Genomic DNA, 26535 nt, shown 5'->3' with positions numbered 1-26535 from the left:
CTCAGCCCGTCCGGCGTCACCTCTCAAGGACCGGTCAGGACAACTCAGCCCGTCCGGCGATTGAGGACAAGGCCCCTTCAGGGCCGAAGCGGGGGTCTGGGGGCGCAGCCCCCGGGGACGGCAACCGATACCGTGGGCAAGATGAGCACCGAGGACCACCAGGCCCCCCGGTCCCTCGCGGAAGCGCTCCGCGCCCGGGACGACGCTTCCCTGGCCGCGCTTCTGCGCGCCCGCCCCGACCTCATCACCCCGGTCCCCACCGACCTCACCCAGCTCGCCACCCGCGCCGGCACCCGTGCCTCCGTGGTCCGCGCGCTGGAGCGGCTCGACCGGTTCGCCCTGCAGACCGCGGAGGCGCTGGCCGTGGCCGGCGAACCGGCGACGTACGACGAGCTGCTCGGCCTGATGGCGGGCGACGCGCGCGAGCCGGCCGTCGTCGAGGCGCTCCCCGGCGCGCTGGCGGCGCTGCGCGAACAGGCGCTGGTGTGGGGCGCGGACGACCGTCTCCGGCTCGTCCGCACCGCCCGTGAACTGCTCGCGCCGTCGCCGCAGCATCCGTCCCCGACCGGGCTCGGGCCCAGCGTGCGGGAGGCGACGGCGGGCATGTCGCCGGGTCGGATCCAGGAGATCGTGGCGACGGCCGGGCTGCCGTCCACGCACGACTCGGTGTCCGCCGTCGGTGCGCTCACCTCCCTCTTCACCCACCGCAAGAAGATGGCCGCCCTGCTCGCCGGGGCGTCCGCCGACTCGCTCGACGTGCTGGACCGGCTGGTGTGGGGGCCGCCGTACGGGCAGGTCACGGCGGAGCCGGCGGCGCGGCTGCGCTGGCTGCTCGACCGCGGGCTGCTGCTGCCGACGGCGCCCGGGACGGTCGCGCTCCCCCGCGAGGTCGCCCTGCATCTGCGCGGCGGCCTCGCCCATCGCACGCCGGAACCCCTGCCGCCGGGCGTCGAGCCGCTCGCCGTGCATCGTCCACAGGTTGTGGACGCGACGGCGGCCGGGCAGGCGTACACCGCGCTGACGACCGTCGAGGAGTTGCTGAAGGACTGGCACGAGGGCGGCCCGGCCGTCCTGCGGGCCGGCGGGCTGAGCGTGCGCGACCTCAAGCGGACGGCCGTGGCGCTGGACGTGTCCGAGCCGCTGGCCGCGTTCTGGGTCGAGCTGGCGTACGCGGCCGGGCTGCTCGCCTCCGACGGGGAGGCCGACGAGCGGTACGCGGCGACCCCGGAGTACGACGACTGGATGGAGCGGCCGCCCGCCGAGCGGTGGGCGCAGCTCGCGCAGGCCTGGCTGGCGGCGACCCGGACGTCCGGGGTGGTCGGCGGCCGGGACCTGAAGGAGCGGGCGCTGTCGGCGCTGGGCCCGGGCCTGGACCGGTCCGCCGCGCCCGAGGTGCGGCACCGGGTGCTGACGCTGCTGGCCGGGCTGCCCGAGGGCGCCGCGCCGGACGCGGAGGCGGTGTTGACCCGGCTGCGCTGGGAGCGTCCGCTGCGCGGACTGCAGAACGACGGCGATCTGCGCACCCGGCTCGCCCGCTGGGCCCTGACGGAGGCCGAACTGCTGGGCGTGACCGGCCGGGGCGCGTTGTCGGCGCAGGGCCGGGCGCTCCTGGGCGCGCCCCCGGCGCCGGCCCCGGCCACGTCCGGAGCCGCTCCCGGCGGCCCCGGCGACAAGCTGCCCACGCACCATCACCGCCACTCTCCCGTCACGGCCACCGCGGCGGCGTCCCTCTCGCCCCTCTCGCCCCTGTCGTCGCCCGAGCAGGCCGTGGCCACGGCGGCGGCCGCCCGTCTGCTCACTCCGCTCCTCCCGGAGCCGCTGGACCACGTCCTGCTCCAGGCGGACCTGACCGCGGTCGCCCCCGGCCCGCTGCGGCGGCCGCTCGCCGATGTGCTGAGCGTGCTCGCGGACGTCGAGTCCAAGGGCGGCGCGACCGTCTACCGCTTCACGCCCGGTTCGGTCCGGCGGGCCCTGGACGTCGGCCGCAGCGCCTCCGACCTGCACGCGTTCCTCGCCGAGCACTCGCGCACGCCGGTGCCGCAGCCGCTGACGTATCTGATCGACGACGTGGCGCGACGCCACGGTCATCTGCGGGTGGGCGCGGCCTCGGCCTATGTCCGCTGCGACGACGACGCCCTGCTGAACGAGATCCTCGCCGACAAGCGGGCGGTCGTCCTGCGGCTGCGCCGCCTGGCCCCCACGGTGCTCGCGGCCCAGGCGGACCCGGCGACGCTTCTGGAGGGCCTGCGCCAGATGGGCTTCGCGCCCGCCGCCGAGTCCGCCGAGGGCGACGTCCTGATCACCCGGGCCCACGCCCGTCGCACCCCGCCCCGCACGGCCCCCGAGCCGGTGCCGGACGGCCCGCCGATGCCCGACGGCACCCTTCTCACGGCGGCGATCCGCGCGATCCGGGCCGGTGACCTGGCGGCCACGACCCCCCGCAAACCGACCGAGGACGCGGCCCCGCTCGCCACGGGCGAACTGCCCCGCACCAGCTCCGCCGAGACCCTCGCCACCGTGCAGGCCGCGGTCCTCACCGGTGAGGCCCTGTGGATCGGCTACGTCAACGCGGAGGGCGCCGCCAGCCAGCGGGTCATCGCCCCGGTCCGCGTGGAGGGCGGCTTCGTGACGGCGTACGACCACACGGCGGACGAGGTCCGCACCTACCCGCTGCACCGGATCACGGGAGTCGCGGAGCTGGCGGACGACTAGCTCCCGTCCGGAGGGCCGGCGTCGGGGGTCAGCACTCTCCGACGGAGGCGTCCGCGGCCAGCCCGAAGTGGGCGCGGGCCTGTGTCTCCACTTCGGCGGACGACATCGGACTGCCGAGCGAGGACCGGACGAGGACGCCGAAGTGCGCATGGGTCCACCGCGTGTACCCGGCCCCGTCGGGCGGCTCCTCGCGGGAGACGACCCGGTAGCCCCCCTCGGCCGCCGCGTCCCGCTCCAGCCGGACCACCTGCGGATACTGCCCGGCGCTGCACTCCACCAGGCTGTCCTCCTGGACCCCGTACTCGACGCACAGCGTGTTCACGCCGGCCCGTACCTGGCCCTCGCGCTCCTCCAGTTCGAGCGCCTCCGCATGGCAGAACCAGCGGGCGCCGAGCGCGGGCAGGGTCTCGCCGTAGCCGCTGCCCACCGCCTCCGCGGCGATCCGGGCCTCGATCACCGGCCGCACCTCGGCCCACAGCCGCGCGTCGACCTCCCCGGGCCACATCACCCAGGTCCCCGTGGCCGCCAGCACCGCGGCGGCCCCGACCCCGACCGCCCCTCGACGGAACGACAGCACAGCCATACCGAACCCCCCACCGCGCCGCGCCCACCGCGCTGCTCGCCCGGTCAGACACCCTGAAGACGCGCAGGGTTGCGCGAGACGTTGCCCACGTCGGCCGTGGAGCACCGGACCCCCGTTCGGGGACGCCGTACGGCACACTGGAGGTTTGGCCGTGCGGAAGGGATGTGCGCGTACGTGAACGGTCCACTCATCGTCCAATCTGACAAGACCCTGCTCCTGGAGGTCGACCACGAGCAGGCCGGCGACTGCCGTCGGGCCATCGCGCCGTTCGCCGAGCTGGAGCGGGCGCCGGAGCACATCCACACCTACCGGCTGACCCCGCTGGGTCTGTGGAACGCACGGGCCGCCGGGCACGACGCCGAGCAGGTGGTGGACGCGCTGGTGCAGTACAGCCGCTACCCCGTGCCGCACGCGCTGCTCGTCGACATCGCCGAGACGATGGACCGGTACGGCCGGCTGACGCTCAGCAAGCATCCGGCGCACGGGCTGGTGCTCACCACCACCGACCGGCCGGTGCTGGAGGAGATCCTGCGGTCGAAGCGGGTCGCTCCGCTGGTCGGCAACCGGATCGACCCCGACACGGTGGCCGTGCACCCCTCCGAGCGCGGGCAGATCAAGCAGACGCTGCTGAAGCTGGGCTGGCCGGCCGAGGACCTCGCGGGGTACGTCGACGGCGAGGCCCACGCGATCGAGCTGGACGAGAACGGCTGGGCGCTCAGGCCCTATCAGAAGCAGGCCGTGGAGAACTTCTGGCACGGCGGCAGCGGCGTCGTGGTGCTGCCGTGCGGGGCCGGGAAGACGCTGGTCGGCGCCGGGGCCATGGCTCAGGCGAAGTCCACGACGCTGATCCTCGTCACCAACACCGTCTCCGCCCGGCAGTGGAAGCACGAGCTGGTGAAGCGGACCTCGCTGACCGAGGAGGAGATCGGCGAGTACAGCGGGACGCGGAAGGAGATCCGGCCCGTCACCATCGCCACCTACCAGGTGCTGACGACCCGGCGGAAGGGCGTCTACCCGCACCTCGAACTGTTCGACTCCCGGGACTGGGGGCTGATCCTCTACGACGAGGTGCACCTGCTGCCGGCGCCCGTCTTCAAGTTCACCGCCGACCTCCAGGCCCGGCGGCGGCTCGGACTGACCGCGACCCTCGTGCGCGAGGACGGCCGTGAGTCGGACGTCTTCTCCCTCATCGGCCCCAAGCGGTTCGACGCGCCCTGGAAGGAGATCGAGGCGCAGGGCTATATCGCGCCCGCCGACTGTGTCGAGGTGCGCGTCAACCTCACCGACTCCGAGCGGCTCGCCTACGCCACCGCCGAGGCCGAGGAGAAGTACCGCTTCTGTGCGACGACCGCGACGAAGCGGAAGGTGACCGAGGCGATCGTGCGGCGGTTCGCCGGGCAGCAGATCCTCGTCATCGGGCAGTACATCGACCAGCTCGACGAGCTCGGCGAGCATCTCGACGCCCCCGTCATCAAGGGCGAGACCTCCAACGCCCAGCGCGAGAAGCTCTTCGACGCCTTCCGGGAGGGCGAGATCAGCGTGCTGGTCGTGTCGAAGGTCGCGAACTTCTCGATCGACCTGCCGGAGGCGACCGTCGCCATCCAGGTCTCCGGCACCTTCGGGTCACGGCAGGAGGAGGCCCAGCGGCTCGGGCGGGTGCTGCGCCCCAAGGCGGACGGCCACCAGGCCCACTTCTACTCCGTGGTCGCCCGCGACACCATCGACCAGGACTTCGCGGCGCACCGCCAGCGCTTCCTGGCGGAGCAGGGCTATGCGTACCGGATCATGGACGCGGACGAGCTGCTGGCCGAGGAGACCTGAGCCGACCCGGGTCATCTGCGACGCACGCCGGCTTCCTCCGCGTACTCGCCGAGCAGTACGACGTCGAAGGCGGCGCGGGCGAACACCTTCAGCGCGCGCAGGGCGTCGCCGACGCGGTGCTGGTGACGGTGGGTGTGGGTGCCGGTCAGCGGGGTGGCGCCGGCCGGGCCGGGGGCTGGGCTGATGGTCGCTGCACTCATGTCTCCATGATGGAGGCCGAGGCATAAAGCGGGCATCGGTCTCAGGTCCCCCGTCCGCGTGCTACTTGAGTACCCCCGGAGGGTGGAGCCGTCCCCTACGGAGGACGGAGCCATCCCCTACGGGACGGAGCGTCCGTCCCCCAAGACCCTGGGCATCCGCCGCTAAAACCATTGGCACCCGCCTCGCCCGTTCACCTAGAATCCCCGCTCTTGCCCGCCTCCCTTCGCGGAGCGCCGCCGTCCGGACGGAAACCGGACGGCACCACCGCAGCACCCCCCCGTACCGGCCCGGAGGCACCCCCTTGTCCGCGACGTCCACGCCGTCCACGCCCGTCGACGACGACCCCCTCGCCCGCGAGCGCGCCCATCTCACCTCCTCCCGCGCCGCCCTGCGCGCCATGCGTGAGGACGTCGAGGCGCTCGACATCAGCGACGTCACCGCGAACTGGGTCAACGCCCAGATCCTGGAACGCCAGATCGGGGAGCGCATCAAGGCGCTCGCCGACCTCAGCCACACCCCGCTCTTCTTCGGCCGCCTCGACTACCTGCACGCCCCCGGCGCCGACCAGGCGGAAGGGGCCGAGGGGGAGCGCTTCTACATCGGGCGTCGGCATGTGCACGACGGCGGCGGCGATCCGATGGTCATCGACTGGCGTGCGCCGGTCTCGCAGCCGTTCTACCGGGCCTCCAGGAAGAACCCGATGGACGTCGGGCTGCGTCGCCGCTTCGGTTACACCGGCGGCGACCTCACCGCGTACGAGGACGAGCACCTCTCCGACCCTGCCGAGGCCGCCGGCGCCAGCAAGCTGCTCCAGCAGGAGATCGAGCGGCCGCGCGTCGGTCCGATGCGCGACATCGTCGCGACCATCCAGCCCGAGCAGGACGAGATCGTGCGCAGCGGGCTGGGCGGGACGGTCTGCGTCCAGGGCGGGCCGGGGACCGGGAAGACGGCCGTCGGTCTGCACCGGGTGGCGTATCTGCTGTACGCCCACCGCGAGCGGCTGGCCCGCACGGGCACCCTGGTCATCGGGCCGAACCGGTCCTTCCTGCACTACATCGAGCAAGTGCTGCCCGCGCTGGGTGAGTTGACGGTCCGCCAGGGCACGGTCGACGACCTGGTGGCCCATGTGGAGGTCCGGGGCGTGGACGACGCGGCGGCGGCGATCGTGAAGGGCGACGCGAGGATGGCGCAGGTGCTGCGGCGCGCCGTCTACGCGCAGGTCAGCATGGAGAGCGAGCCGATCGTCGTGGTGCGCGGCTCCCGGCGCTGGCGGGTTCCGGCGTATGAACTGGAGGCCATGGTCCGGGAGTTGCTCGACCGGGACATCCGCTACGGCGCCGCCCGCGAGGCCCTGCCGCAGCGCATCGCGCACGCCGTGCTGGTGCAGATGGAGCGCTCCGGCGAGGCCCCGGACGACCGGGTGCAGGACGCCGTCGCCCGCAACAGCGCGGTGAAGGCGGCGGTGAAGGCCGTGTGGCCGGCCGTCGACCCGGCGAAGCTGGTGCTGCGGCTGCTCACCGACCCGGAGTTCCTCGCCACGCACGCGGAGGGCGTGCTCGGCGCGGACGAGCAGAAGACGATCCTGTGGCAGAAGCCGGTGCGCTCGGTGAAGGCGGCCAGATGGTCGGCGGCGGACGCGGTGCTGATCGACGAGGCGACCGACCTCGTCGAGCGCACGCACTCGCTCGGCCATGTGGTCCTGGACGAGGCGCAGGACCTGTCCCCGATGCAGTACCGGGCGGTCGGCCGCCGTTGCACGACGGGCTCGGCGACCGTGCTGGGCGACCTCGCGCAGGGCACCACCCCGTGGGCGACCCGGAGCTGGCAGGAGGCCCTCGTCCACCTCGGCAAGGCGGACGCGGTGGTCGAGGAGCTGACGGCCGGTTTCCGCGTCCCGACGGACGTCATCGCCTACGCCTCCCGGCTGCTCCCGGACATCGCTCCGGGTCTCACGCCGGTCGCGTCGGTCCGTGAGAACCCCGGCTTCTTCGACGTCCGGCCGGTCTCCGGGGACGGCGAGGTCCTCGCGGCCTGCGAGGAGTTGCTGCGCAACGAGGGCTCGACGGGCCTGATCGCGGCGGACGCCCGGATCCCGGCCCTGGCCGAAGCCCTGACGGCCGCGGGGATCGGCCATCTGGCCCCCGGCGAGGAGACGACGGCCGAGACCCGCCTCACCCTGGTCCCGGCGTCCCTCGCCAAGGGCCTGGAGTACGACTACGTCGTCCTGGACGAACCCCAGGCCGTGGTCGACGGCGAGCCGGACGAGCGGACGGGCCTGCGCCGCCTGTACGTGGCACTGACCCGAGCCGTGTCGGGCCTGGTCGTCACCCACACGGCGCCGCTGCCGCCCCAGCTCGGCTGACGCGGCCCGCCCCGGGGGCCCAGGCCGTGTCCGGCCTAGGTCGCCCGGTCGGCGGGGATCCCGTCGACCGTCCGCCGCCACCGCGCCACCGCCTGTGCCGAGACCGGCGCGGTCCAGCCTCCCGGGCGGGCCGCGCCGCCGATGTGGAAGGCGTCGACGCCTTCCGAGCGCAGGAGCGGTACGTGGTCGAGGCGCAGGCCTCCGCCGACGAGGAGCTGCTGCTCGTAGCCCTGTTCGCCGTGCCGGGCCGCCTCCGCGAGGAGGGTGGGGAGGCCGGCGTCGACGCCGTCCGGGGAGCCGGCCGTGAGGTAGGTGTCCAGTCCGGGCAGGCCGTCCAGCTGCTTGCGCAGGGCGTCGCGGTCGCCGACGTGGTCCAGGGCGCGGTGGAAGGTCCAGCGGCAGCCGTCCAGCTCGGCGACGACCCGCTCCACCGCGGCCAGGTCGACCCCGCCCTCGGCGTCGAGGAACCCGAGCACGAACTCGTCCGCGCCGGCCGCCCGCAGCCCGTCGGCGACGCGCACCAGGCGGTCGACGTCCCCCGCCGCGAAGCCGTCGGTGAGTCTCAGCATGACGCGCAGGGAGAGGTCGACGGCGGACCGGATGCCGGTGAAGGCCGCGATCGGCGGGGTGAGCCCGTCGGCGGCCATGTCGGTGACCAGTTCGAGACGGTCGGCGCCTCCGGCCTGGGCGGCGACCGCGTCCTCGACGTCGAGGGCGATCACCTCCAGCACTGCACGCTTGCTCATGGGACCCCATTCATCGGCTGCATCAGCTTCATCGGACGACTACAGGTCTAGTCCAATTCAAGAATACGCCCGGAGAACCCGGCCGCACGCGCGACAATGAGCCCATGGCCGATCTCGACGCCCTGCGCACCCGTTTCAGCCACGCCCTGGAGAGAGCCCGGCCCCCCGTCGGCGGCCCCGACCCGGCGCCGTACGCCGACGATCTCCTCGCCCGCTGGCAGGAGCCGCAGCGCCGCTACCACACGCTCACGCACCTCACCGAGGTCCTCGACCGGATCGACGTCCTCCAGGCGCACGCCGCCGACCCGGACGTCGTCCGGCTGGCCGCCTGGTTCCACGACGCCGTCTACCTGCCCGACCGCTCCGAGAACGAGGAGCGCTCGGCCCGGCTCGTCGAGCGCGCCCTGCCCGAGGCCGGGGTGTCGCCGGCGAAGACCGTCGAGGTCGCGCGGCTCGTCCGGCTCACCGTGACCCACGACCCGGCCGACGACGACCCCGACGGCCAGGTCCTGTGCGACGCCGACCTCGCGATCCTCGCCGCGCCGCCCTCCGCGTACGCCGTCTACACCCTCGCCGTCCGCGAGGAGTACCACTTCGTCCCGAACGAGGCCTTCCGCACCGGCCGGGCCGACGTCCTGCGCCAACTCCTCGACCTGCCCCGGCTGTTCAGAACCCCGTACGGCGCCGAGCGGTGGGAGGAGACGGCCCGCCACAACCTGCGGGGCGAGCTGGAGCTGCTGACCTCATGACGACCACCGCCCGCAGCGGCATCCCCGCCGACCGTCTGACCCTCGAAGCCGTCAGCCCCAGCGCCGCCGCCGGACTGCGCGCGGGCGGCGGCGGAGGCTTCCGCTGGCTCGGGGGCGGACCGTTCGAGGGGACGCGGGACGCCGCCGGGATGATCACCAAAGCGTATGTGTCCGGCGTGCTCCGGCCCGATTTCGGCCTCTACGTCCTCGTCCGGCGCGAGGACGGCCGGGCCGTCGGCAGCATGGGCTTCCACGCGGCTCCGGACGACGACGGCCGTACGGAGATCGGCTACGACCTGGTCGAAGCCGCCCGCGGCCACGGCTACGCCACCGAGGCGCTGCGCGCGCTGGCCGACTGGGCGCTGGCGCGGGACGACGTACAGCGCCTGTTCGCGGTCGTGGAACACGCCAACGCCGCCTCCCGGGCCGTGCTGGAGCGGGCCGGTTTCGTCCGGGTCGGCGAGGGGGACGGCGAGTACGCGTACGAGCTGCGGGCCCCGCAGCGCCTCAGCTGACCCGGCCGTTCCAGCCGGCCTGGTCGCCCTTGCGTCTGCGCAGGCCGGACGCCGTCAGCAGCCGCACCACCTCGCGGCTGCTCACCTCCACCGCGCCGCCCGCCACCACCTCGGCGTAGCGATGCGACGGGATGTCGTAGTGATCGCGTTCGAAGGCGCGGCGCGGGACGCCCAGCCCGTGGGCGAAGGCGTGCAGCTCGGCGTACGAGACGTCGCTGACCAGGTGCGACCACATCCGGCCGTGCCCCGGCCAGTCCGGCGGGTCGATGTAGACCGTCACGACGAGACCGTTCCCCCGGTCGCCGAACCCCCGGTCGCCGATCCCAGCGTCCCCACCGCGGCGACCTTCACGCCCGCCTGGTGGCACACCCAGTGCGGGTCCGGTCCCAGCTCGGGCTCGACGTCGAGGGCGTGCGGGTCGCCGGAGCCGCAGACCGGGCACAACGGCCAGCGCCCGTACCGCTCCAGCAGCGCGTCCTGCACGTCCTGCGCCACCAGCCCCGCCACGTACGCCGCGCCGTCCGGCCACTGCTCGACCCACCAGCGCCGCTGCGCGACGGAGTCCTCCACCATGGACACCACATCCGCCGCGGCGACCTGGCCCGCGGCCAGATCGGCGAGCACGAGGGCGCGCGCGGCGTGCAACGCCTGCTCCAGGGGGCTCACGGGTTCCATGCACCCATTGTGCGCACTCTTGACCGCGGTCCTGACCAAAAATATCTTTCGTCCCGTGACCCAGGACGCGAAGGAAACTTTCAGCCTCCCCGCTCCCGCCGCTCCTGCCACGCCCGCCGCCCTCGCCGCCAAGGTCCGCACGCTCGCGCCCACCGCGACCCGTTCCATGCAGCGCGTCGCCGAGACCGTCGCGGGCGACCCCGCGGGCTGCGCCGCCCTCACCGTCACCGGCCTCGCGATACGCACCGGCACCAGCGAGGCGACCGTCGTGCGCACCGCCCGCCTCCTCGGCTACACCGGCTACCGCGACCTGCGCCTCGCCCTCGCCGGGCTCGCGGCCCAGCAGCAGTCCGGCCGGTCGCCCGCCCTCACCACCGACATCGCCGTCGACGACTCCCTCGCGGACGTCGTCGCCAAACTCGCCCACGACGAGCAGCAGACCCTCGCCGACACCGCCGCCGCCCTCGACACCGGCCAGCTCGAAGCGGCGGTCGGCGCGGCGGCGGGCGCGCGGCGCATCGACGTGTACGGGGTCGGGGCGTCCGGGCTGGTCGCCCAGGACCTCACCCAGAAGCTGCTGCGGATAGGGCGCATCGCGCACGCCCACAGCGACACCCACCTCGCGGTGACCACCGCGGTGCAGCTCGGCCCCGGCGATCTCGCCGTCGCCATCACCCACTCGGGGTCGACGCGGGACGTCGTCGAGCCGCTGCGGGTGGCGTTCGAGCGGGGGGCCACGACCGTTGCCGTCACCGGGCGGCCGCAGAGCGCGGTCACGCAGTACGCGGATCATGTGCTGACCACCTCCACCGCGCGGGAGAGTGAGCTGCGGCCTGCGGCGATGTCCTCCCGGACGAGTCAGTTGCTGGTGGTCGACTGTCTGTTCGTGGGGGTGGCTCAGCGGACCTATTCAACGGCCGGGCCCGCGTTGGCGGCGAGTTACGAGGCGCTGGCCCATCGGCACCGGTAGAGGTGGTCGCACCGGACCCTCGTCGGAAAGAGCACCCTCGATGAACTCCCCTGACCTCCGTGACCAACTGAACTCCCTGCCCACCGAAGCGTTCCGGGCCGAGTTCGCCGAGATCGATCGGCTTCCCACCCTCGAGCTCGCCCGGCTGATGAACGGGGAGGACTCCGGGGTCCCCGCCGCCGTGGCCACGCAGCTCCCCCGCATCGCCGCCGTCGTCGACGCCGTGGCCGAGCGGATGGCGCGCGGCGGGCGGCTGGTCTATGCCGGGGCCGGTACCGCCGGGCGGCTCGGGGTGCTCGACGCCTCCGAGTGTCCGCCGACCTTCAACACCGCTCCCGATCAGGTCGTCGGGCTCATCGCGGGCGGCCCGCAGGCCATGGTCACCTCCGTCGAGGGCGCCGAGGACTCCCGGGAACTGGCCGAGGCGGACCTCGCCGCGCTCTCCCTCACCTCCGCCGACACCGTGATCGGGGTCTCCGCCTCCGGCCGCACCCCGTACGCCGTCGGCGCGGTGCAGTACGCCCGCTCCCGGGGTGCGCTGACCGTCGGGCTGGCCTGCAACCCGGGCAGTGCGCTGGCCGCGGCCGCCGAGCACGGCATCGAGGTGGTCGTGGGTCCCGAGCTGCTCACCGGCTCCACCCGGCTGAAGGCCGGCACGGCGCAGAAGCTGGTGCTGAACATGGTCTCGACGATCACGATGATCCGGCTGGGCAAGACGTACGGGAACCTGATGGTCGACGTCCGGGCCTCGAACGAGAAGCTGCGCGCGCGTTCCCGGCGGATCGTCGCCCTGGCGACGGGCGCGGCGGACGACGAGATCGAGGCCGCCCTGGCGGCGGCCGACGGCGAGGTGAAGAACGCGATCCTCGTCCTGCTGGCCGGGGTGGACGGGCCGACGGCCGCCCGCCTTCTGGAGGAGTCCGGGGGACATCTGCGCGCCGCGCTCGTCGCGGCGGGCCGCTGAGCCGCACGCTCGGAGGGTGCGTATCGACTCCTCCTCCACGGCCGCCGCGATCCTGCCCCTGGTCGGCGGCCCCGCGAACGTCACGTCCGTCGCCCACTGCATGACCCGGCTGCGGCTGGGCCTCGCCGATCCGTCCCGGGCGGACGAGGAGGCGCTGCGGGCGGTGCCCGGGGTGCTGGGGGTCGTCGTGGCGGACGACACCTATCAGGTCGTCCTCGGACCGGGCGTGGTGACGAGGGTGACCGCCGAGTTCGAGAAGCTGACGACCGTGGCCGTGGACGCACCGGCCTCCCGCGGCGCCGAGCTGAAGGCGGCGCGGGCGCAGCGCAACGCGACCCCGCTGAAGCGCGCCCTGCGCCGGCTCGCCGCCGTCTTCGTCCCGCTCATCCCGGCGCTGATCGGCTGCGGGATCCTCGCCGGTCTCAACGGCCTGCTCCTCAACGCCGGGTGGCTGCCGGGACTGACCCCCGCCCTGGCCGCCGTCGCCTCCGCCTTCATGGCGCTGATCGCCGTGTTCGTCGGCCACAACACGGCGAAGGAGTTCGGCGGCACCCCGATCCTGGGCGGCGCGGTCGCGGCGATCGTCGTCCACCCGGGCGTCGCGAAGGTGACCGCGTTCGGGGTGACGCTCGCCCCCGGCCAGGGCGGGGTCCTCGGCGCGCTGGCGGCCGCCCTGCTGGCGACATGCGTGGAACGGTGGTGCCGCGGCCGGGTCCCGGAGGCCCTGGACGTCCTCCTCACCCCCGCCGTGACCGTCCTCGTCGCCGGCCTCGGCACGCTGTACGGCCTGATGTACGCGGCCGGCGCGGTCTCCTCGGCCATCGGCACGGCGGCGAACTGGCTGCTCGCCACGACCGGCCCGGTCGCGGGTCTCGTGCTCGGCGGCCTCTTCCTGCCCCTGGTGATGCTCGGCCTCCATCAGGCCCTCATCCCCATCCACACCACCCTCATCGAGCAGCAGGGCCACTCGGCGCTCCTGCCCATCCTGGCGATGGCCGGCGCGGGCCAGGTGGGCGCGGCGGTCGCGGTGTACGTCCGACTGCGCCACGACACGTCCGAACACGCGTACACCTCCCTCCGGACGACGATCAGGTCGGCGCTCCCCGCCGGGCTGCTGGGCGTCGGCGAGCCCCTGATCTACGGGGTGTCGCTGCCCCTGGGCCGGCCCTTCCTCACGGCCTGCGCGGGCGGCGCGGCGGGCGGGGCCTTCGTCGGGTTCTTCGCGATGCTCGGCGACCAGGTGGGCGCGACGGCGATCGGCCCGTCCGGCTGGGCCCTGTTCCCGCTGCTGGCCGGGAACCGGGGGCTGGGCGCGACGGCGGCGATCTACGCGGGCGGGCTGCTGACGGGGTACGCGGTCGGCTTCGCGGCGACGTACGCGTTCGGCGGGGTGAGGGCGGCTGCCGCGGCCGCCCACAGCTCCTGAGCGGAGGATGCGCCCATGCTCATCGTGGAGATTCATGTGCCGTTGACGCCCGCGCCGGCGTCGGACGTGCCGAACGGCGCGTACCCGTACCCCTGGATCGACGAGGTCGAGGACTTCCTGGCGGAGCTGGAGGAGGAGGGCGCCGCGGAGGTCTTCGACGAGGGCGTGGAGCACGAGGACTGCTATGTCTTCTTCGTCACGGGGGCGGCGGAGACGACGCTGCTGGGGGTCGCCTCCCGGGTGGCCGCGCTGCCCGGGGTCCCGACCGGGGCCTTCGCGGTGGTGACCGACGATCCGGCGCAGGCCCCGGAGGGAGAGATCGGACGCGGCCGGCGGGTGGAGCTGCCGCAACCGCTGCCGCAACCGCCCGCGCCCTGATCGCCGCTACTTCCCGGGTGCCTGGCTCCCGCGGTCTCCATGAGTCCCGTGGGCCTTGCGGCCCGAGACCTTCGCGATCCAGGCGATGAAGTCGCCCGGGTCCTGGTCCGCGCCGTGGCCGCCGTCCCAGTAGTAGGACGTGTTCACGTCGTCGCCGAGGTTGCCCAGGCGGGTGGCGAGGTTGGCGACCACCGACAGGGAGGTGTCGCTGTCCTTGGTGCCGACGCGGATCCACCAGTGCTTCGCGCGGTGCGGGTTGACCTTGTCGACGAGGTGGAACATCGGGTTCATCAGGTGGAGCTTGGCCGGGATGTCCGCGTCGAGGCGGGCGCTGTCGCCGGACTCGTGGCGCAGGCTGTACAGCGTGAAGTGACGGGCCCTGGTGGCGCCGGCGCCGAAGAGGTTGCACTCGGGCGTGGCCAGGTCGAAGCCGTCGAAGGAGGGCGCGTTCTTCTTCCTCGGGCCGACGTGGGTGAGGAAGTCCGCCCAGGCGAAGGTCGCCCGGCCGGCGGACCAGGCGATGAAGGGGTGCGCCGCGAGGTAGGCGTCGCGGGCGGTGTCCGTGAGGGCCGCCAGGTACTTGGCGGCCGACGGCTGGATGAAGGTCTCCAGGATGTACGTGTCCAGGTTGCGCACGGTGAGGGCGCCGTAGCCCCTGGCCCGCAGCCTGAGGGAGGCGAGGTAGTCGGTGTACTGGGCCTTGAGGTCGGCGGACACGGTCGCGTCGACCGTCGCGCCCGAGGCCAGCGGGTTGGCGCCCCAGTTCCACTCGTAGGCGGCGTCGGAGTGCTCCAGGTCGGCTATGGGGCACCAGTCGCCGCTGGCGAAGATCGCGTCGGAGGCGTCGGCCGCGCCGATCTCCGCCAGGTAGGGGGCGTAGAGCGGGCTGTCGCCGGAGGCGCCGAGGAGCGCGGAGAGGGCGCCGCCCGCGCTGACCCCGGACGACACGATCCGGTCGGTGTCGCCCGGCACCCGGCCCTTGTTGAACTTCAGGTACCGCACCGCGGCCTTGAGGTCGACGATCGCGGCGGGCGCGGTGCCGTAGTAGACGCCGTTCGCGTCGACCAGGCTGCGGCCGCGTGCGCCCGGCTCCACGACGACGTACCCGGCGGCGAGCGCCAGCCCCTGCCGGCTGGTGCCGCCGCCCATCCCGGACGCGCTGATCCCGGTGGCGTTCGCCACGGACGACGGCATGTAACCGCCGACCTGGTTGGCGAGGAGGATGGGCGCGTCGGAGGCGTCCACGGCGACGCCGTCGATCGCGACCGGGACGCTGACGTTCAGGGACTGGTACGCCGCGTTCACCGGGGCGGCCACATAGCTGGCGACCTTGAAGAAGCGGTAGGTCACGCTGTGGGCGGTGCCGGTGGTGTCCTTGATGGCGATGGTCTGCTCGGTGTAGGCGGCGGGATCGAAGACCAGGGCGGAGTCGGTGGCGGCCCTGGCGACTCCGGTGAACCCGACTCCGGGCACAGCCGCCGCCGCGGCGGTGAGTCCCATCCCCTGGACCACAGTCCTACGCGTCACTCTCGTCGCTCGCTTCACTCGACTTCACTTCCGTCTCTTCAGTAGGCAGCTCTCACCCCCAATCGTCATCGAAATTGTCAACAATGCTAGTCCGCGGTCCCAACTTGGCCGAGAGCCGCCCCTGCCCCCGCCGCCCCTACCCTGGATGCCATGAACCACGCCCAGCTCACCGCGCTCGGCCGCGCCCTCCGTCTTCTCGGCGAGCACGGCGACGCGCTCACCGGCGACACCCCGGACGCCAAGCTGCACGAGGTCAAGGCCGATCTACGGCGCGCCCTGGAGCTGCTGGACGAGAGCGTCGTCGGCGCCGCGCCCACCACCCGCTGCGCCGAGCATCCGTACGGACCGGTCGACGAAGCGGCCCCCGACCTGTGCCTGCTGTGCGAGACGCGCCGCCGGTCGGCCCGCCGCGCCGAGTTCAACGGCCCGGCCCCGCAGGCGCCGTACACCGCCCCCACCCCCTCCGTCTCCCGCTACGGCACCCGCGCCGACCGCCCGCAGCCTCAGCAGCGCTGGCTGGCGGAGCTGTGGAACGGCCAGGAGTGGCACCTCTGCGGAACGCCCCGGAGGGACCGGCGCGAGGCCGAGCAGTACATCAACGCCCTGCGCCGCGGCTCCCGCCCCGCGATGGCCTACCGGCTCGTGCACGAGTTCACCGACTACGAGGTGCTGCGGATCTGGGGCACCCCGGTGAAGGTCGACATCGAGCCGCTCGGCAACCTGTAGCGCCTGGGGCCTGTCCGGCCGATCATGCCGCAGACGCGGGGTGTGGCACGCACTCCCCCAGAGGGGGGACCCCATCACCCCGCTCACCGGCGCTGATTCGGCACCGCCGATTTCCTGCCGCCTGCTCGGCCGGACCGGCCCTGGTCAGCCGCCGATCAACGGCAGCGGCGGGAACTCGTGCCCCTCCCACAGCCGCCGGGAGGTCTCCTCCGGGTACGGGCGCACCTCCGGCTCCACGTCCAGCACCTGCACCAGCCGGCGCTCCCTGTCGTAGGCCGGCCAGCCCGGGTCTCCGGTCCGCGCGAAGGACGTCCACGAGGCGTGGAAGCGCGCCGTCAGCGCCCGGGCCTCCTCCGGCACCTCCACCCCCGCGAAGAGCAGGTTCCCCAGGTCCGCCCCGTAGGTCCCGAACAGCAGCGGGATGTCCAGGCCGTGGCACGCGCCCAGGGCGCCGCCGCCTCCGGGGGCCGGCCAGGTCAGTTCGTAGACGTGGGCCCGGCCGCCGCCCGCCACCTGAGCCTCGGCCAGGTGCAGGGAGGGTATGTGGAACAGCCAGTCCGACTGCACCCGCTCGTACAGCTCGCTCGGGTCGGCCTCCGGGAACGCCGACCGGTAGGCGTGCTCGCCCTCCGCTCCCCCGCCCGGGGCGAACAGCCGCAGGGCGGCCGTCGCCTGCTCCTCGGTCACCTTGCCCAGCAGGCCGCCCATCGCGAGGAACAGGCGGAACTCCTGCGCGTTGTGACCGACGATCAGCTCGACCTCCCGTGCGGCGCCCGCCGCCAGGGCCTGCCAGGGGGTCGTCGGCAGGATCTCGCCGTCGACCACGGGGGAGAACGGGGTGACGGTGGGCGCGACCTGCCCCCATCTGTCCACCCGCTCCGCCATCTTCGCGCCCAGCGCCGCCCCGGCCTCGGTGAGCTTGCGCGGGTCCACCGTCGCCAGGTCGGCGGCCGTCGGACGCAGACCCGCCTCCGCGGCGATCTCGGTCGCGAGGTCGCGGGCCAGTTCGTCGGAGAAGTAGGTGCCGGGCACGCTCTGCGCGATGGCCCGCCCGAACAGGCCCCGGGCGCTCGGCATGGCCAGCAGCGCGGCCACCGAACCGGCGCCCGCCGACTCGCCGAAGACGGTCACCCGGCCGGGGTCGCCCCCGAACGCCGCGATGTTGTCCCGGACCCACTCCAGCGCGGCGACCTGGTCGAGCAGCCCCCGGTTGGCGGGCGCGCCCTCGATCCGCGCGAACCCCTCTATCCCGACGCGGTAGTTGAAGGTGACGATGACCAGATCCCCGGCGCGGGCGAGATGCTGCGCGTCATAGCCCGGGCTGCCGGAGTGACCGAGCTTGTAGGCGCCCCCGTAGATCCACACCATCACCGGCCGACCCGCCGACGGCGACTCCGACCCGAGGTCCGGGGTCCAGACGTTGACCGTCAGCCAGTCGTCACCCGTAGGCGCGTCCAGCACTCCCGTCCGCCCCTGGATGCCCGCCTCCTGCGGGGGCGGCGGGCCGAAGGCGTGCGCGTCGCGGATGCCGTCCCACGGGTGGGGCGGGCGGGGAGCCTGGAAGCGGGCCTCGCCGACCGGGGGCGCGGCGAAGGGCATCCCGCGGAAGACCGTGAGGTCCTCCTCACGGCGACCGCGCACGGCTCCGGCGGCGGTCTGCACGACAAGCTGTTCGGCGGACGCGGGGGTGTCAGAGGTACCGGGGGTGCCGGGGGTGCCGGGGACAGCGGGTGTCGTCATCGATCACTCCTGGAAGGCAGTTCAAGTGCGGCTGCTCGTGGAACGGGCCGTGGTCGGCGAAAGTGCCGGAAGCGGCCGTCACCCCTCGTGTGGGTGACGGCCGCCGCTAGGGCCTGTCCGGCCGATCAAGTCGCAGGAAATCGGCGGTGCCGAATCAGCGCCGGTGAGCGGGGTGTGGTGCGTGCAGCTGCAAGGCGGAGGAGGGCGTCGACGCGGAGCGTCGGCAACCGACGACAACGCGGCAGATGGGCGTGCCACACCCCGCGTCTGCGGCATGATCGGCCGGACAGGCCCTAGGACCTGTCAGGTCGGTCGGTCACGCCCGCACCGGCGCGGCCTCCTCGACCTCGTCCGTCGCCGCGGACTCGGCCGCGACGGCCTTCCGCTTCGGGATGAACGTGGCGAGGAGGAAGGCCAGCAGGGCCGCTCCCGCACCGATGGCCATGACGACCTTGAAGCCGTTCTCGGAGGGCAGCGCGTACCCGCCGAAGTCGGTGGTCATCTGAGCGAGGATCACACCGGCGATGGCGCTGGCGAAGCTGGTGCCCAGGGACCGCATCAAGGTGTTGAGGCTGTTGGCCGCGCCCGTCTGGGAGGGGTCGACCGCGCCCATGATCAGGGCCGGGAGGGCGCCGTAGGTGAAGCCGACGCCGGCGCCGATGATGCAGGACACCAGGATCAGGTGCCACACCTCGGACATCAGCAGGATGTTCAGCCCGTAGCCGGAGGCGACGATCAGCGCGCCGATCATCAGGGTGACCTTGGGCCCCTTGGCCTTGGTGATCTTGGCGGACACGGCCGACATGACCATCATGACCAGACCCTGCGGGGCCAGCACCAGGCCGACGGTCAGCATCGACCTGCCCAGGCCGTAGCCGGTCTGCTCGGGCAGCTGCAGCAGCTGGGGCAGGACCAGGGACATGGCGAACATCGAGAAGCCGAGGGCGATCGAGGCGAGGTTGGTGAAGAGCACCTGGGGCTTGGCGGTGGTGCGCAGATCGACCAGCGGCTGCTTGGCCTTGAGCTCCCAGACGCCCCAGGCTCCCAGGATCACGACGGCGGCGACGCCCAGGCCCAGCGTCGTACCGGAGGTCCAGCCCCAGTCGGCGCCCTTGGACACGGCCAGCAGCAGCGTGACCAGACCGGCGGAGAGTCCGATAGAGCCGACGAGGTCGAAGCGTCCGCCGACCCGGTTCTTCGACTCCGGGACGAACGTCAGGACGAGGAGGAGAGACACGACGCCGAGGGCCGCGGAGGTCCAGAAGAGGATGTGCCAGTCCCAGCGGTCCGCGATGAACGCGGCGGTGGGCAGACCGAGCGCGCCGCCGACACCGAGGGAGGCGCTCATCACCGCCGTCGAACCGGCGAGCTTCTCGGCGGGGACCGTGTCCCGCAGGATGCTGATGCCCAACGGCACCACGGCGGCCGACAGGCCCTGCAGGGCGCGGCCGACGATCATCGGCACGAGCGAGTCGGACAGGGCGCAGACCACCGAGCCGGTCACCAGCAGCACGATGCTGACCAGCAGCATCCGCCGCTTGCCGACCATGTCGCCGAGGCGTCCCACGACCGGGGTGGCCACGGCGGCGGCGAGCAGGGTGGCGGTGACGGCCCAGGCGGTGTCGGAAGCGGGCGCGTCCAGCAGCTTGGGCAGCTCGGGGACGATCGGGATGACCAGCGTCTGCATCAGCGAGACGACGATCCCGGCCAGGGCCAGCACCGCCACCACGGCGTTCGACCTCGGTGGGGCGGATGTTCCCGCCGCAGCGGGTCGGGCAAGGGCGTCGGACATGACAGGGCCTCCGTCGGATGCACGAGGGGTTTGAACTGCTTGACTCAAGCAAGCTTATGCAGATTGATTGAGTTAAGCAAGCGAAACCTGCCACGGCGATGGCCGCACCGAAGGGATCGGCCGCACTCGCCCGCGTTCAGCCCTGCTCAGCCGTGCTGAGCCCGCTCTCAGCCGTGCCGCGCGATGATCTCCCGAGTCCGCTCCTCGTCCAGCTCGTAGACGGTCTCGTGGGCCCGCGGATCCCGCGCGTGGAGGGTGTGGAAGATCGGCCCGGTCGCCCCGCCCAGCTCCACCAGGGACGCGGACGCGCCCCGCACCGCCCGCTCGGTCCCGGGCGCGGTGGCCAGGTCGATGCGGTTCACGACCCCGGGCGTCACCCACACCGGCACCGACGCCAGGAAGCCGCACAGCTGAAGGTGGAAGTGCCCGGTCAGGACGGCCCGTACGTCACTCCCCCGGATCGCCTCCGCCAGCCCCTCCGGGTCCCGGAGCCCGAAGACCTGCTGGGTGGCCGAGACGCCGAGAGCGATCGGCGGGTGATGGAAGGCGAGGACGGTGCCGTGCTCGGCCGGCGTGCTCAACACGTCCCGCAGCCACTCCAGTTGACCCGCACCGAGCCGGCCGTACACCTTCCCCGGCACCAGCGAGTCGAGGGTGACGATCCGCCAGCCCCCGATCGTGCTGACGGCGGCCCGCTCGGTGCCGGGAAGGTCGCGAACGGCGTCCGCGTGCCCGTTGCCCAGCACCTTTGTGAAGGCGGACCGCTCGTCGTGGTTGCCGGTCGTATAGAAGACCGGCGCATCCAGGGAGCGTGCGAACGCGCCGACAAGCTCCCGCACGGTCGTGTACGCCTCCACCGAGCCGTCGTCGGCGAGATCACCGGTGACGACGACGGCGTCCACGTCCCGTTGGTGGCGCAGCTCATGCAGGATGAGCCGCAGGGAGTCGGTGGCGTCGACGCGTCGGCCGTCGGGGCCGTCGACCCGTCCGATATGGGTGTCCGAGAGATGGATGATCCTCATCTCCCGGACCATACCCGGGAGTTGGCGGTCAGCTGAGGGTCTTCAGCGCGGCCGCGTCGTACGCCTTCAGCTCGTCGGCCCGGCCGCCGAGGACCTTGGCGGCCCACTCCGGGTCCTGCAGCAGCGCCCGCCCGACGGCCACCATGTCGAACTCGTCGCGCTCCAGCCGGTCGAGGAGGTCGTCGATGCCCTTGACCGGGGACCCCTCGCCCGCGAAGCCCTTGATGAAGTCGCCGTCGAGGCCGACCGAGCCCACGGTGATGGCCGGGCGGCCGGTGAGCTTCTTCGTCCAGCCCGCGAGATTGAGGTCGGAGCCGTCGAACTCCGGGAGCCAGTAGCGGCGGGTGGAGGCGTGGAACGCGTCGACGCCGGCCGCGGCGAGCGGGGCGAGGACGGCCTCCAGCTCCTCGGGGGTCTCTGCGAGCCGCGCGTCGTAGGCCTCCGACTTCCACTGCGAGTAGCGGAAGATGATCGGGAACTCGGCCGAGACGGTCTCGCGGACGGCGGCGACGATCTCAGCGGCGAACTTCGTACGGTCCACGTGGTCGCCGCCGTAGGCGTCGGCCCGGCGGTTGGTGCCGGCCCACAGGAACTGGTCGAGCAGATAGCCGTGGGCGCCGTGCAGCTCGACGCCGTCGAAGCCGATGCGCTCGGCGGCGGCCGCGGCCTCGGCGAACGCGCCGATGACGTCGTCCAGGTCGCGCTGGGTCATCGCCTTGCCGGCGCCCTCGGTGCCGTCGAGGCGCAGGCCGGACGGGCCGACGGCCGGAGCGTCCGCGTACGGCGGCTCACCCTGCTTGCGCACCATGCCGATGTGCCACAGCTGCGGCACGATCGTCCCGCCGCCCGCGTGCACGGCCTCGGCGACCTTCGCCCAGCCCGCGAGCTGCTCCTCGCCGTGGAACCGGGGAACCCGGTCGCTCTGCCCGGCGGACTCGTGCCCGACGTACGTCCCCTCGGTGACGATGAGACCGACCCCGGCCGCGGCGCGCCGGGAGTAGTACGACGCCACGTCCTCGCCGGGAATGCCGTCCGGCGAGAACATACGGGTCATGGGCGCCATGGCGATGCGGTTCGGGACGGTCAGTCCGTTGATGGAGACCGGCCGGGAGAGGATCTCGGCGGCGCGCTCGGGGACGGAGGCGGGAACGGGCTGGCTGACGCTCACGTGGGGGGCTCCTCTTGACGGGGACGATGGACCGGCTGGTATGTGCACATGCATCAAGTGCCTGTGCAACGAGAACTCCCCCGCCCCCCGCCCGCATTCCGGCCCGCACGGCATACACCCTGTGATCCCGGCCACCCACGGACGTGACCAGCGCACATGAACAGGGCAGGGAGCGCTTCCACATGAAGCGGAGCATGAGACCCCTTGACCTGTTTTATCCTGAAACGGGAAATTAGAGGTGGCATGTCACGGCTGGGCTGGCTGGACGCGCTGCGCGGGATCGCGGCGCTCGTCGTCGTGTTCGACCACTCCTCGTACGCCTTCATGGCCGAGACACGGCAGGCCCTGATGCCGGAGTTCAGCACCGGCCGCTACGGCATCATGGTGTTCTTCCTGGTCAGCGGCTACATCATCCCGGCGTCGCTGGAGCGCCGAGGCTGCGTCCGGACGTTCTGGATCAGCCGGCTGTTCCGCGTGTACCCACTGGCCGCGACCGTCGTGGCAGCGGTCCTGACCGCACAACTGCTGGGTTTCGCGGAGCTGCGCACGGATTTCGGCGGCCAGAGCCCGCTGACGGCGGCCGCCGCCCACGCCACCCTCCTCCAGGAGCTGCTGGGAACGCCCAACCTCCTGCTCGTGCTGTGGACGCTCTCCTACGAGATGGCCTTCTACCTGCTGATCGTCGCCCTGTTCACGGTCCGGCAGCACCAGCGGTCGGCGACGGTCTCGGCGACCCTCGCGGTACTGGCGGTACTGGCTTCGGCGAGTGCGGCGGCGGGGGTCGCACTCCCCGCCTCCGCCCTGTCCGACCGGCTCGGCGCCGGCTCCCTGATCGCCTTCACCGCGATGGCCCTGCTGCTCGCCGTCTGCTGCGCGAGTTCCGCCTCCCGGGCGCTGCAGGTCTTCGGAGGCGTCCTGGGCGGCCTGCTGGCACTGGCCCTGGTCGCCCTCAACGGCACGGTCCCCCTGTGGGAGGGCCTGGTCATCCTCGCGGTGATGTTCCTCGGCACGGTCGTCCACCGAGCCGAACACGGCCGGACCACCTGGCGGTACGCGGCCGCCACGGCCGTCGTCGTGATCGGCTGCGCGGTGGCGAGCGCGTCCTGGCACGGCGACGGAACCCATGCCACCCAGCGCGGCTGGATCACGGCCTTCCTGCTGGCCGTCCTCACCTTCGGCATCGGCCTGGCGCTGCGCGACCGCCGCATCCCGCGCGCGCTGGCCGCACTGGGCACGATCAGCTACTCGCTCTACCTCGTGCACCCCGCCCTCCTGGCGATCACCGACGCCACGATCGGCCGCCGCCCCCACGACAACCCTCTGCTCGAAGCGGCGTTCCTCGCGGCACTGCTCCCCCTGAGCGCACTGACCTACCGCTACATCGAGGCCCCGGCCCAGAGATGGGGCCGCCGACTGGCGCATGCGAGGCGCCCCCGAAGCTCAAGCACCCAGCGCCGAGCCCTCTTTGTTCGGATTGGGTAGTGGGCCTCAACCCACCCTCCCACCCGGCGAGTTGACGCGGAGCGACCGACTTGCCACGGAAGGTCACCAAGCTCTGGCGTGCGGATGACGAAACAGCCCCCGCCAGGTGCTACCAACACCTGCGGGGGCCTGACCTACAAGATCGAGAGAAGTTCGATCCGTGGCTTCAAGCAAGCTCAGTGCCGCCCCTCTCCCCGTGCACGCATCCCCGCACCCGATGGCCAATCCGGGTTACGGAAAGCGCTCCGCACCGGGCCAACTCCGCCGCACCCATCACGACTTCGCGCACCTCCCGCCCCGCGAGGCGGCCATCGCCCCACCCGCTCCCGCGCAGGCCCTGCCAGGGGGCGTGTGTCGCGGCTGCCGAGGCGAACGCGCACCCGCCCACTCCCACACGCCTCTCTCTGCGTCGGCAATCCACTCCCGCACGGCCGAGATCCGTGCGGCGATGTCCCTGGGACCACGAGAAAGGACACCCGGATGACCGCACCTACGGTCCGGCGTCATTACCCCGGGGCACGCCGACTGAAACGCCCGAGGGCGGCACCCCCCGTTTCCGGGAAGTGCCGCCCTCGGTGTGAAGGACAGGCGATCGGCCAGAGGTCGATCAGAAGTCCATGTCACCGCCCGGCATGCCGCCGCCGGCCGGCGCGGACGCCTTCTCCGGCTTGTCGGCGATGACGGCCTCGGTGGTGAGGAACAGCGCGGCGATGGAGGCCGCGTTCTGCAGCGCGGAACGCGTCACCTTCGCCGGGTCGATGATGCCCTCGGCGATCATGTCGACGTACTCGCCGGTCGCAGCGTTCAGGCCGTGACCGACCTGGAGGTTGCGGACCTTCTCCACGACGACGCCACCCTCGAGACCACCGTTGATGGCGATCTGCTTGAGCGGGGCCTCCAGGGCGAGCCGCACGGCGTTGGCGCCGGTCGCCTCGTCACCCTCGAGCTCCAGCTTCTCGAAGACGGCGGAGGCCTGGATGAGCGCCACGCCACCACCGGCGACGATGCCCTCCTCGACGGCGGCCTTCGCGTTGCGGACGGCGTCCTCGATGCGGTGCTTGCGCTCCTTGAGCTCCACCTCGGTGGCGGCGCCGGCCTTGATGACCGCGACACCGCCGGCGAGCTTCGCCAGGCGCTCCTGCAGCTTCTCGCGGTCGTAGTCCGAGTCGCTGTTCTCGATCTCGGCGCGGATCTGGTTGACCCGACCGGCGACCTGGTCCGAGGAGCCGGAGCCGTCGACGATGGTCGTCTCGTCCTTGGTGATGACGACCTTGCGGGCCTTGCCCAGCAGGTCCAGGGAGGTGTTCTCGAGCTTGAGACCGACCTCCTCGGAGATGACCTCGCCACCGGTGAGGATGGCGATGTCGTTCAGCATCGCCTTGCGGCGGTCGCCGAAGCCCGGGGCCTTGACCGCGACGGACTTGAAGGTGCCGCGGATCTTGTTGACGACCAGGGTCGACAGGGCCTCGCCCTCGACGTCCTCGGCGATGATCAGCAGCGGCTTGCCCGACTGCATGACCTTCTCCAGGAGCGGGAGCAGGTCCTTGACGTTCGCGATCTTGGAGTTCGCGATCAGGATGTACGGGTCGTCGAGGACGGCCTCCATACGCTCCATGTCGGTGGCGAAGTACGCCGAGATGTAGCCCTTGTCGAAGCGCATACCCTCGGTGAGCTCCAGCTCCAGACCGAAGGTCTGGGACTCCTCGACGGTGATGACGCCTTCCTTGCCGACCTTGTCCATCGCCTCGGCGATGAGCTCGCCGATCTGGGTGTCGGCGGCGGAGATGGAGGCCGTGGAAGCGATCTGCTCCTTGGTCTCGACATCCTTGGCCTGCTCCAGCAGGGCACCGGAGACGGCCTCGACGGCCTTCTCGATACCGCGCTTGAGAGCCATCGGGTTGGCGCCGGCGGCCACGTTGCGCAGACCCTCGCGCACCAGGGCCTGGGCCAGGACGGTCGCGGTCGTCGTGCCGTCACCGGCTACGTCGTCCGTCTTCTTCGCGACTTCCTTGACCAGCTCGGCGCCGATCTTCTCGTACGGGTCCTCGAGCTCGATCTCCTTGGCGATGGAGACACCATCGTTGGTGATCGTGGGGGCGCCCCACTTCTTCTCGAGGACGACGTTGCGGCCCTTGGGGCCGAGCGTCACCTTCACGGCGTCCGCGAGCTGGTTCATGCCGCGCTCGAGGCCGCGCCGTGCCTCCTCGTCGAACGCGATGATCTTGGCCATGTGAAGTGGTCCTCCCGGACTGGGGTGGATTGCTCCGGACCGCGCTGGCGCCCGCGACGGACGGCTCGCCGGCCTGGCGGTTCCTTGCCCCACCTGGCCTGCGGGCCTCACCGACCCGGTCCTCGTTGTCACTCTCACCTTCAGAGTGCTAACGCCAATGATTAGCACTCGGCATAGGTGAGTGCAAGCTACTCGGGAGGATCCGCAGGTGAACAACGGTGCGACCAGAGGGGCGCGGGAGGCTCCGGACGCACCGGACGCACCGGACGCACCGGACGCACCGGACGCACCGGACGCACCGAAGGGCTCGTACCCCCCCAGGAGGTACAAGCCCTTCGGATGTGACGTACAGAAGAACGACGCTGTCAGTCGGCGCGCGCTTCAGCCGGTCGCGAGACGGACCATGTCCGCCTGCGGCCCCTTCTGACCCTGCGAGATCTCGAAATCGACCCGCTGACCCTCTTCCAGGGTGCGGTAGCCGTCCATCTGAATCGCGCTGTAGTGGACGAAAACATCCGCACCACCGTCGACCGCGATGAAGCCGTACCCCTTCTCCGCGTTGAACCATTTGACGGTGCCCTGAGCCATGCCTAACTCCCCTATTACTGGCCCTTGCACAGATCCACACTTCGCGGATCCGGGTCAGACCTCACCCCCCAACGATTGGGGGCGTGCGCCGGAACGCGTCGACCGCGGCTGAATGTATCTGTCCAACTGCCCTCTGCAACAGGTCACTTGGACGAGAA

Annotated in this window: 22 protein-coding genes and 1 pseudogene; 11 read left to right on the top strand and 12 right to left on the bottom strand. The window is 72.4% G+C overall.

Annotated elements, in window-relative coordinates; all coding sequences use genetic code 11:
• Positions 1–141 precede the first annotated feature (141 nt).
• Complete coding sequence (locus ACWD4O_RS15090) at positions 142–2712, top strand: helicase-associated domain-containing protein (protein WP_451280125.1); 2571 nt, start codon at positions 142–144, stop codon at positions 2710–2712.
• Between the two features lie 28 nt (positions 2713–2740).
• Here the strand turns inward: ACWD4O_RS15090 and ACWD4O_RS15085 are convergent, their stop codons facing one another.
• The gene (locus ACWD4O_RS15085; protein ID WP_451280124.1) at positions 2741–3295 is read right to left on the bottom strand and encodes a hypothetical protein; all 555 of its coding nucleotides are present in this window, start codon (positions 3293–3295) and stop codon (positions 2741–2743) included.
• Positions 3296–3469: 174 nt separating this feature from the next.
• On the opposite strand from ACWD4O_RS15085, the gene ACWD4O_RS15080 reads away from it, so the two are divergent.
• Positions 3470–5116: a DNA repair helicase XPB gene (locus tag ACWD4O_RS15080; protein WP_451280123.1), complete on the top strand. Its 1647-nt coding sequence runs from the start codon at positions 3470–3472 to the stop codon at positions 5114–5116.
• An 11-nt stretch (positions 5117–5127) separates the two neighbouring features.
• On the opposite strand, the gene ACWD4O_RS15075 is transcribed toward ACWD4O_RS15080, so the two are convergent.
• Positions 5128–5316 (bottom strand): hypothetical protein, encoded by a 189-nt coding sequence (locus ACWD4O_RS15075; RefSeq protein ID WP_451280122.1) that lies wholly within the window; start codon positions 5314–5316, stop codon positions 5128–5130.
• Between the two features lie 398 nt (positions 5317–5714).
• Between ACWD4O_RS15075 and ACWD4O_RS15070 the strand changes: the two genes are divergently transcribed.
• Positions 5715–7679 carry a HelD family protein gene (locus tag ACWD4O_RS15070; protein WP_451280316.1) on the top strand — a complete coding sequence of 655 codons (1965 nt, stop codon included), beginning with the start codon at positions 5715–5717 and terminating at the stop codon, positions 7677–7679.
• A 35-nt stretch (positions 7680–7714) separates the two neighbouring features.
• Here the strand turns inward: ACWD4O_RS15070 and ACWD4O_RS15065 are convergent, their stop codons facing one another.
• Entirely contained in the window at positions 7715–8425 is a 711-nt protein-coding gene (locus tag ACWD4O_RS15065) for a copper homeostasis protein CutC (protein WP_451280121.1), read from the bottom strand.
• A 104-nt stretch (positions 8426–8529) separates the two neighbouring features.
• Between ACWD4O_RS15065 and ACWD4O_RS15060 the strand changes: the two genes are divergently transcribed.
• Entirely contained in the window at positions 8530–9174 is a 645-nt protein-coding gene (locus ACWD4O_RS15060; protein WP_451280120.1) for an HD domain-containing protein, read from the top strand.
• A 20-nt stretch (positions 9175–9194) separates the two neighbouring features.
• Positions 9195–9689 (top strand): annotated as a pseudogene (locus ACWD4O_RS15055) (GNAT family N-acetyltransferase); the annotation flags it as partial.
• On the opposite strand, the gene ACWD4O_RS15050 reads toward ACWD4O_RS15055, so the two are convergent.
• The gene (locus tag ACWD4O_RS15050) at positions 9682–9969 is read right to left on the bottom strand and encodes a DUF4031 domain-containing protein (protein WP_451280119.1); all 288 of its coding nucleotides are present in this window, start codon (positions 9967–9969) and stop codon (positions 9682–9684) included. The pseudogene ACWD4O_RS15055 and the gene ACWD4O_RS15050 overlap by 8 nt on opposite strands.
• On the bottom strand, positions 9966–10364 hold the full coding sequence (locus ACWD4O_RS15045; RefSeq protein ID WP_451280118.1) for a hypothetical protein: 399 nt from the start codon (positions 10362–10364) through the stop codon (positions 9966–9968). Before ACWD4O_RS15045 ends, ACWD4O_RS15050 begins: the two co-directional genes overlap by 4 nt.
• A 55-nt stretch (positions 10365–10419) precedes the next feature.
• Between ACWD4O_RS15045 and ACWD4O_RS15040 the strand changes: the two genes are divergently transcribed.
• Genes ACWD4O_RS15040 through ACWD4O_RS15025 form a run of 4 tightly spaced genes read left to right on the top strand, consistent with a single transcriptional unit; the run spans position 10420 to position 14102 of the window.
• Complete coding sequence (locus ACWD4O_RS15040; RefSeq protein WP_451280117.1) at positions 10420–11334, top strand: MurR/RpiR family transcriptional regulator; 915 nt, start codon at positions 10420–10422, stop codon at positions 11332–11334.
• A gap of 40 nt (positions 11335–11374) precedes the next feature.
• Positions 11375–12298: an N-acetylmuramic acid 6-phosphate etherase gene (murQ, locus tag ACWD4O_RS15035; protein WP_451280116.1), complete on the top strand. Its 924-nt coding sequence runs from the start codon at positions 11375–11377 to the stop codon at positions 12296–12298.
• A gap of 16 nt (positions 12299–12314) precedes the next feature.
• Complete coding sequence (locus ACWD4O_RS15030; protein ID WP_451280115.1) at positions 12315–13724, top strand: PTS transporter subunit EIIC; 1410 nt, start codon at positions 12315–12317, stop codon at positions 13722–13724.
• Positions 13725–13739: 15 nt separating this feature from the next.
• Positions 13740–14102, top strand: a complete 363-nt coding sequence (locus ACWD4O_RS15025; protein WP_451280114.1) for a hypothetical protein — start codon at positions 13740–13742, stop codon at positions 14100–14102.
• A 6-nt stretch (positions 14103–14108) separates the two neighbouring features.
• On the opposite strand, the gene ACWD4O_RS15020 is transcribed toward ACWD4O_RS15025, so the two are convergent.
• The gene (locus tag ACWD4O_RS15020) at positions 14109–15602 is read right to left on the bottom strand and encodes a subtype B tannase (RefSeq protein WP_451280113.1); all 1494 of its coding nucleotides are present in this window, start codon (positions 15600–15602) and stop codon (positions 14109–14111) included.
• A 177-nt stretch (positions 15603–15779) separates the two neighbouring features.
• On the opposite strand from ACWD4O_RS15020, the gene ACWD4O_RS15015 reads away from it, so the two are divergent.
• Complete coding sequence (locus tag ACWD4O_RS15015; RefSeq protein WP_451280112.1) at positions 15780–16355, top strand: hypothetical protein; 576 nt, start codon at positions 15780–15782, stop codon at positions 16353–16355.
• Positions 16356–16499: 144 nt separating this feature from the next.
• Here ACWD4O_RS15015 and ACWD4O_RS15010 read toward each other — a convergent pair whose 3' ends face one another.
• From ACWD4O_RS15010 to ACWD4O_RS14995, 4 genes are all read right to left on the bottom strand, one after another.
• The gene (locus ACWD4O_RS15010; protein WP_451280111.1) at positions 16500–18095 is read right to left on the bottom strand and encodes a carboxylesterase/lipase family protein; all 1596 of its coding nucleotides are present in this window, start codon (positions 18093–18095) and stop codon (positions 16500–16502) included.
• 316 nt (positions 18096–18411) lie between these two features.
• The gene (locus ACWD4O_RS15005; RefSeq protein ID WP_451280110.1) at positions 18412–19887 is read right to left on the bottom strand and encodes an MFS transporter; all 1476 of its coding nucleotides are present in this window, start codon (positions 19885–19887) and stop codon (positions 18412–18414) included.
• Between the two features lie 167 nt (positions 19888–20054).
• On the bottom strand, positions 20055–20909 hold the full coding sequence (locus ACWD4O_RS15000; protein ID WP_451280109.1) for a metallophosphoesterase family protein: 855 nt from the start codon (positions 20907–20909) through the stop codon (positions 20055–20057).
• A gap of 28 nt (positions 20910–20937) precedes the next feature.
• A complete protein-coding gene (locus tag ACWD4O_RS14995; RefSeq protein ID WP_451280108.1) occupies positions 20938–22077 on the bottom strand; it encodes an NADH:flavin oxidoreductase in 1140 nt (379 codons plus the stop codon).
• Positions 22078–22320: 243 nt separating this feature from the next.
• On the opposite strand from ACWD4O_RS14995, the gene ACWD4O_RS14990 reads away from it, so the two are divergent.
• On the top strand, positions 22321–23559 hold the full coding sequence (locus ACWD4O_RS14990) for an acyltransferase family protein (protein ID WP_451280107.1): 1239 nt from the start codon (positions 22321–22323) through the stop codon (positions 23557–23559).
• 607 nt (positions 23560–24166) lie between these two features.
• Here ACWD4O_RS14990 and groL read toward each other — a convergent pair.
• Both groL and ACWD4O_RS14980 read right to left on the bottom strand, forming a co-directional pair.
• The gene (groL, locus tag ACWD4O_RS14985) at positions 24167–25789 is read right to left on the bottom strand and encodes a chaperonin GroEL (protein ID WP_351904467.1); all 1623 of its coding nucleotides are present in this window, start codon (positions 25787–25789) and stop codon (positions 24167–24169) included.
• A gap of 381 nt (positions 25790–26170) precedes the next feature.
• Entirely contained in the window at positions 26171–26377 is a 207-nt protein-coding gene (locus ACWD4O_RS14980; protein WP_007493268.1) for a cold-shock protein, read from the bottom strand.
• Positions 26378–26535: the final 158 nt, after the last annotated feature.

The sequence above is a fragment of the Streptomyces sp. NPDC002623 genome (assembly GCF_053592635.1).
The sequence above is the reverse complement of the archived record's forward strand: the minus strand, read 5'-3'. Positions and strand labels throughout refer to the sequence as shown.

What these genes read in the sequence shown, in the direction of transcription:
- ACWD4O_RS15090 (WP_451280125.1), top strand. Translation starts at nt 142, where the DNA reads ATGAGCACCGAGGACCACCAGGCCCCCCGGTCCCTCGCGGAAGCGCTC.
- ACWD4O_RS15085 (WP_451280124.1), bottom strand. Translation starts at nt 3,295, where the DNA reads ATGGCTGTGCTGTCGTTCCGTCGAGGGGCGGTCGGGGTCGGGGCCGCC.
- ACWD4O_RS15075 (WP_451280122.1), bottom strand. Translation starts at nt 5,316, where the DNA reads ATGAGTGCAGCGACCATCAGCCCAGCCCCCGGCCCGGCCGGCGCCACC.
- ACWD4O_RS15070 (WP_451280316.1), top strand. Translation starts at nt 5,715, where the DNA reads ATGCGTGAGGACGTCGAGGCGCTCGACATCAGCGACGTCACCGCGAAC.
- ACWD4O_RS15065 (WP_451280121.1), bottom strand. Translation starts at nt 8,425, where the DNA reads ATGAGCAAGCGTGCAGTGCTGGAGGTGATCGCCCTCGACGTCGAGGAC.
- ACWD4O_RS15060 (WP_451280120.1), top strand. Translation starts at nt 8,530, where the DNA reads ATGGCCGATCTCGACGCCCTGCGCACCCGTTTCAGCCACGCCCTGGAG.
- ACWD4O_RS15045 (WP_451280118.1), bottom strand. Translation starts at nt 10,364, where the DNA reads ATGGAACCCGTGAGCCCCCTGGAGCAGGCGTTGCACGCCGCGCGCGCC.
- murQ (WP_451280116.1), top strand. Translation starts at nt 11,375, where the DNA reads ATGAACTCCCCTGACCTCCGTGACCAACTGAACTCCCTGCCCACCGAA.
- ACWD4O_RS15025 (WP_451280114.1), top strand. Translation starts at nt 13,740, where the DNA reads ATGCTCATCGTGGAGATTCATGTGCCGTTGACGCCCGCGCCGGCGTCG.
- ACWD4O_RS15020 (WP_451280113.1), bottom strand. Translation starts at nt 15,602, where the DNA reads ATGGGACTCACCGCCGCGGCGGCGGCTGTGCCCGGAGTCGGGTTCACC.
- ACWD4O_RS15015 (WP_451280112.1), top strand. Translation starts at nt 15,780, where the DNA reads ATGAACCACGCCCAGCTCACCGCGCTCGGCCGCGCCCTCCGTCTTCTC.
- ACWD4O_RS15010 (WP_451280111.1), bottom strand. Translation starts at nt 18,095, where the DNA reads ATGACGACACCCGCTGTCCCCGGCACCCCCGGCACCCCCGGTACCTCT.
- ACWD4O_RS15005 (WP_451280110.1), bottom strand. Translation starts at nt 19,887, where the DNA reads ATGTCCGACGCCCTTGCCCGACCCGCTGCGGCGGGAACATCCGCCCCA.
- ACWD4O_RS15000 (WP_451280109.1), bottom strand. Translation starts at nt 20,909, where the DNA reads ATGAGGATCATCCATCTCTCGGACACCCATATCGGACGGGTCGACGGC.
- ACWD4O_RS14990 (WP_451280107.1), top strand. Translation starts at nt 22,321, where the DNA reads ATGTCACGGCTGGGCTGGCTGGACGCGCTGCGCGGGATCGCGGCGCTC.
- groL (WP_351904467.1), bottom strand. Translation starts at nt 25,789, where the DNA reads ATGGCCAAGATCATCGCGTTCGACGAGGAGGCACGGCGCGGCCTCGAG.
- ACWD4O_RS14980 (WP_007493268.1), bottom strand. Translation starts at nt 26,377, where the DNA reads ATGGCTCAGGGCACCGTCAAATGGTTCAACGCGGAGAAGGGGTACGGC.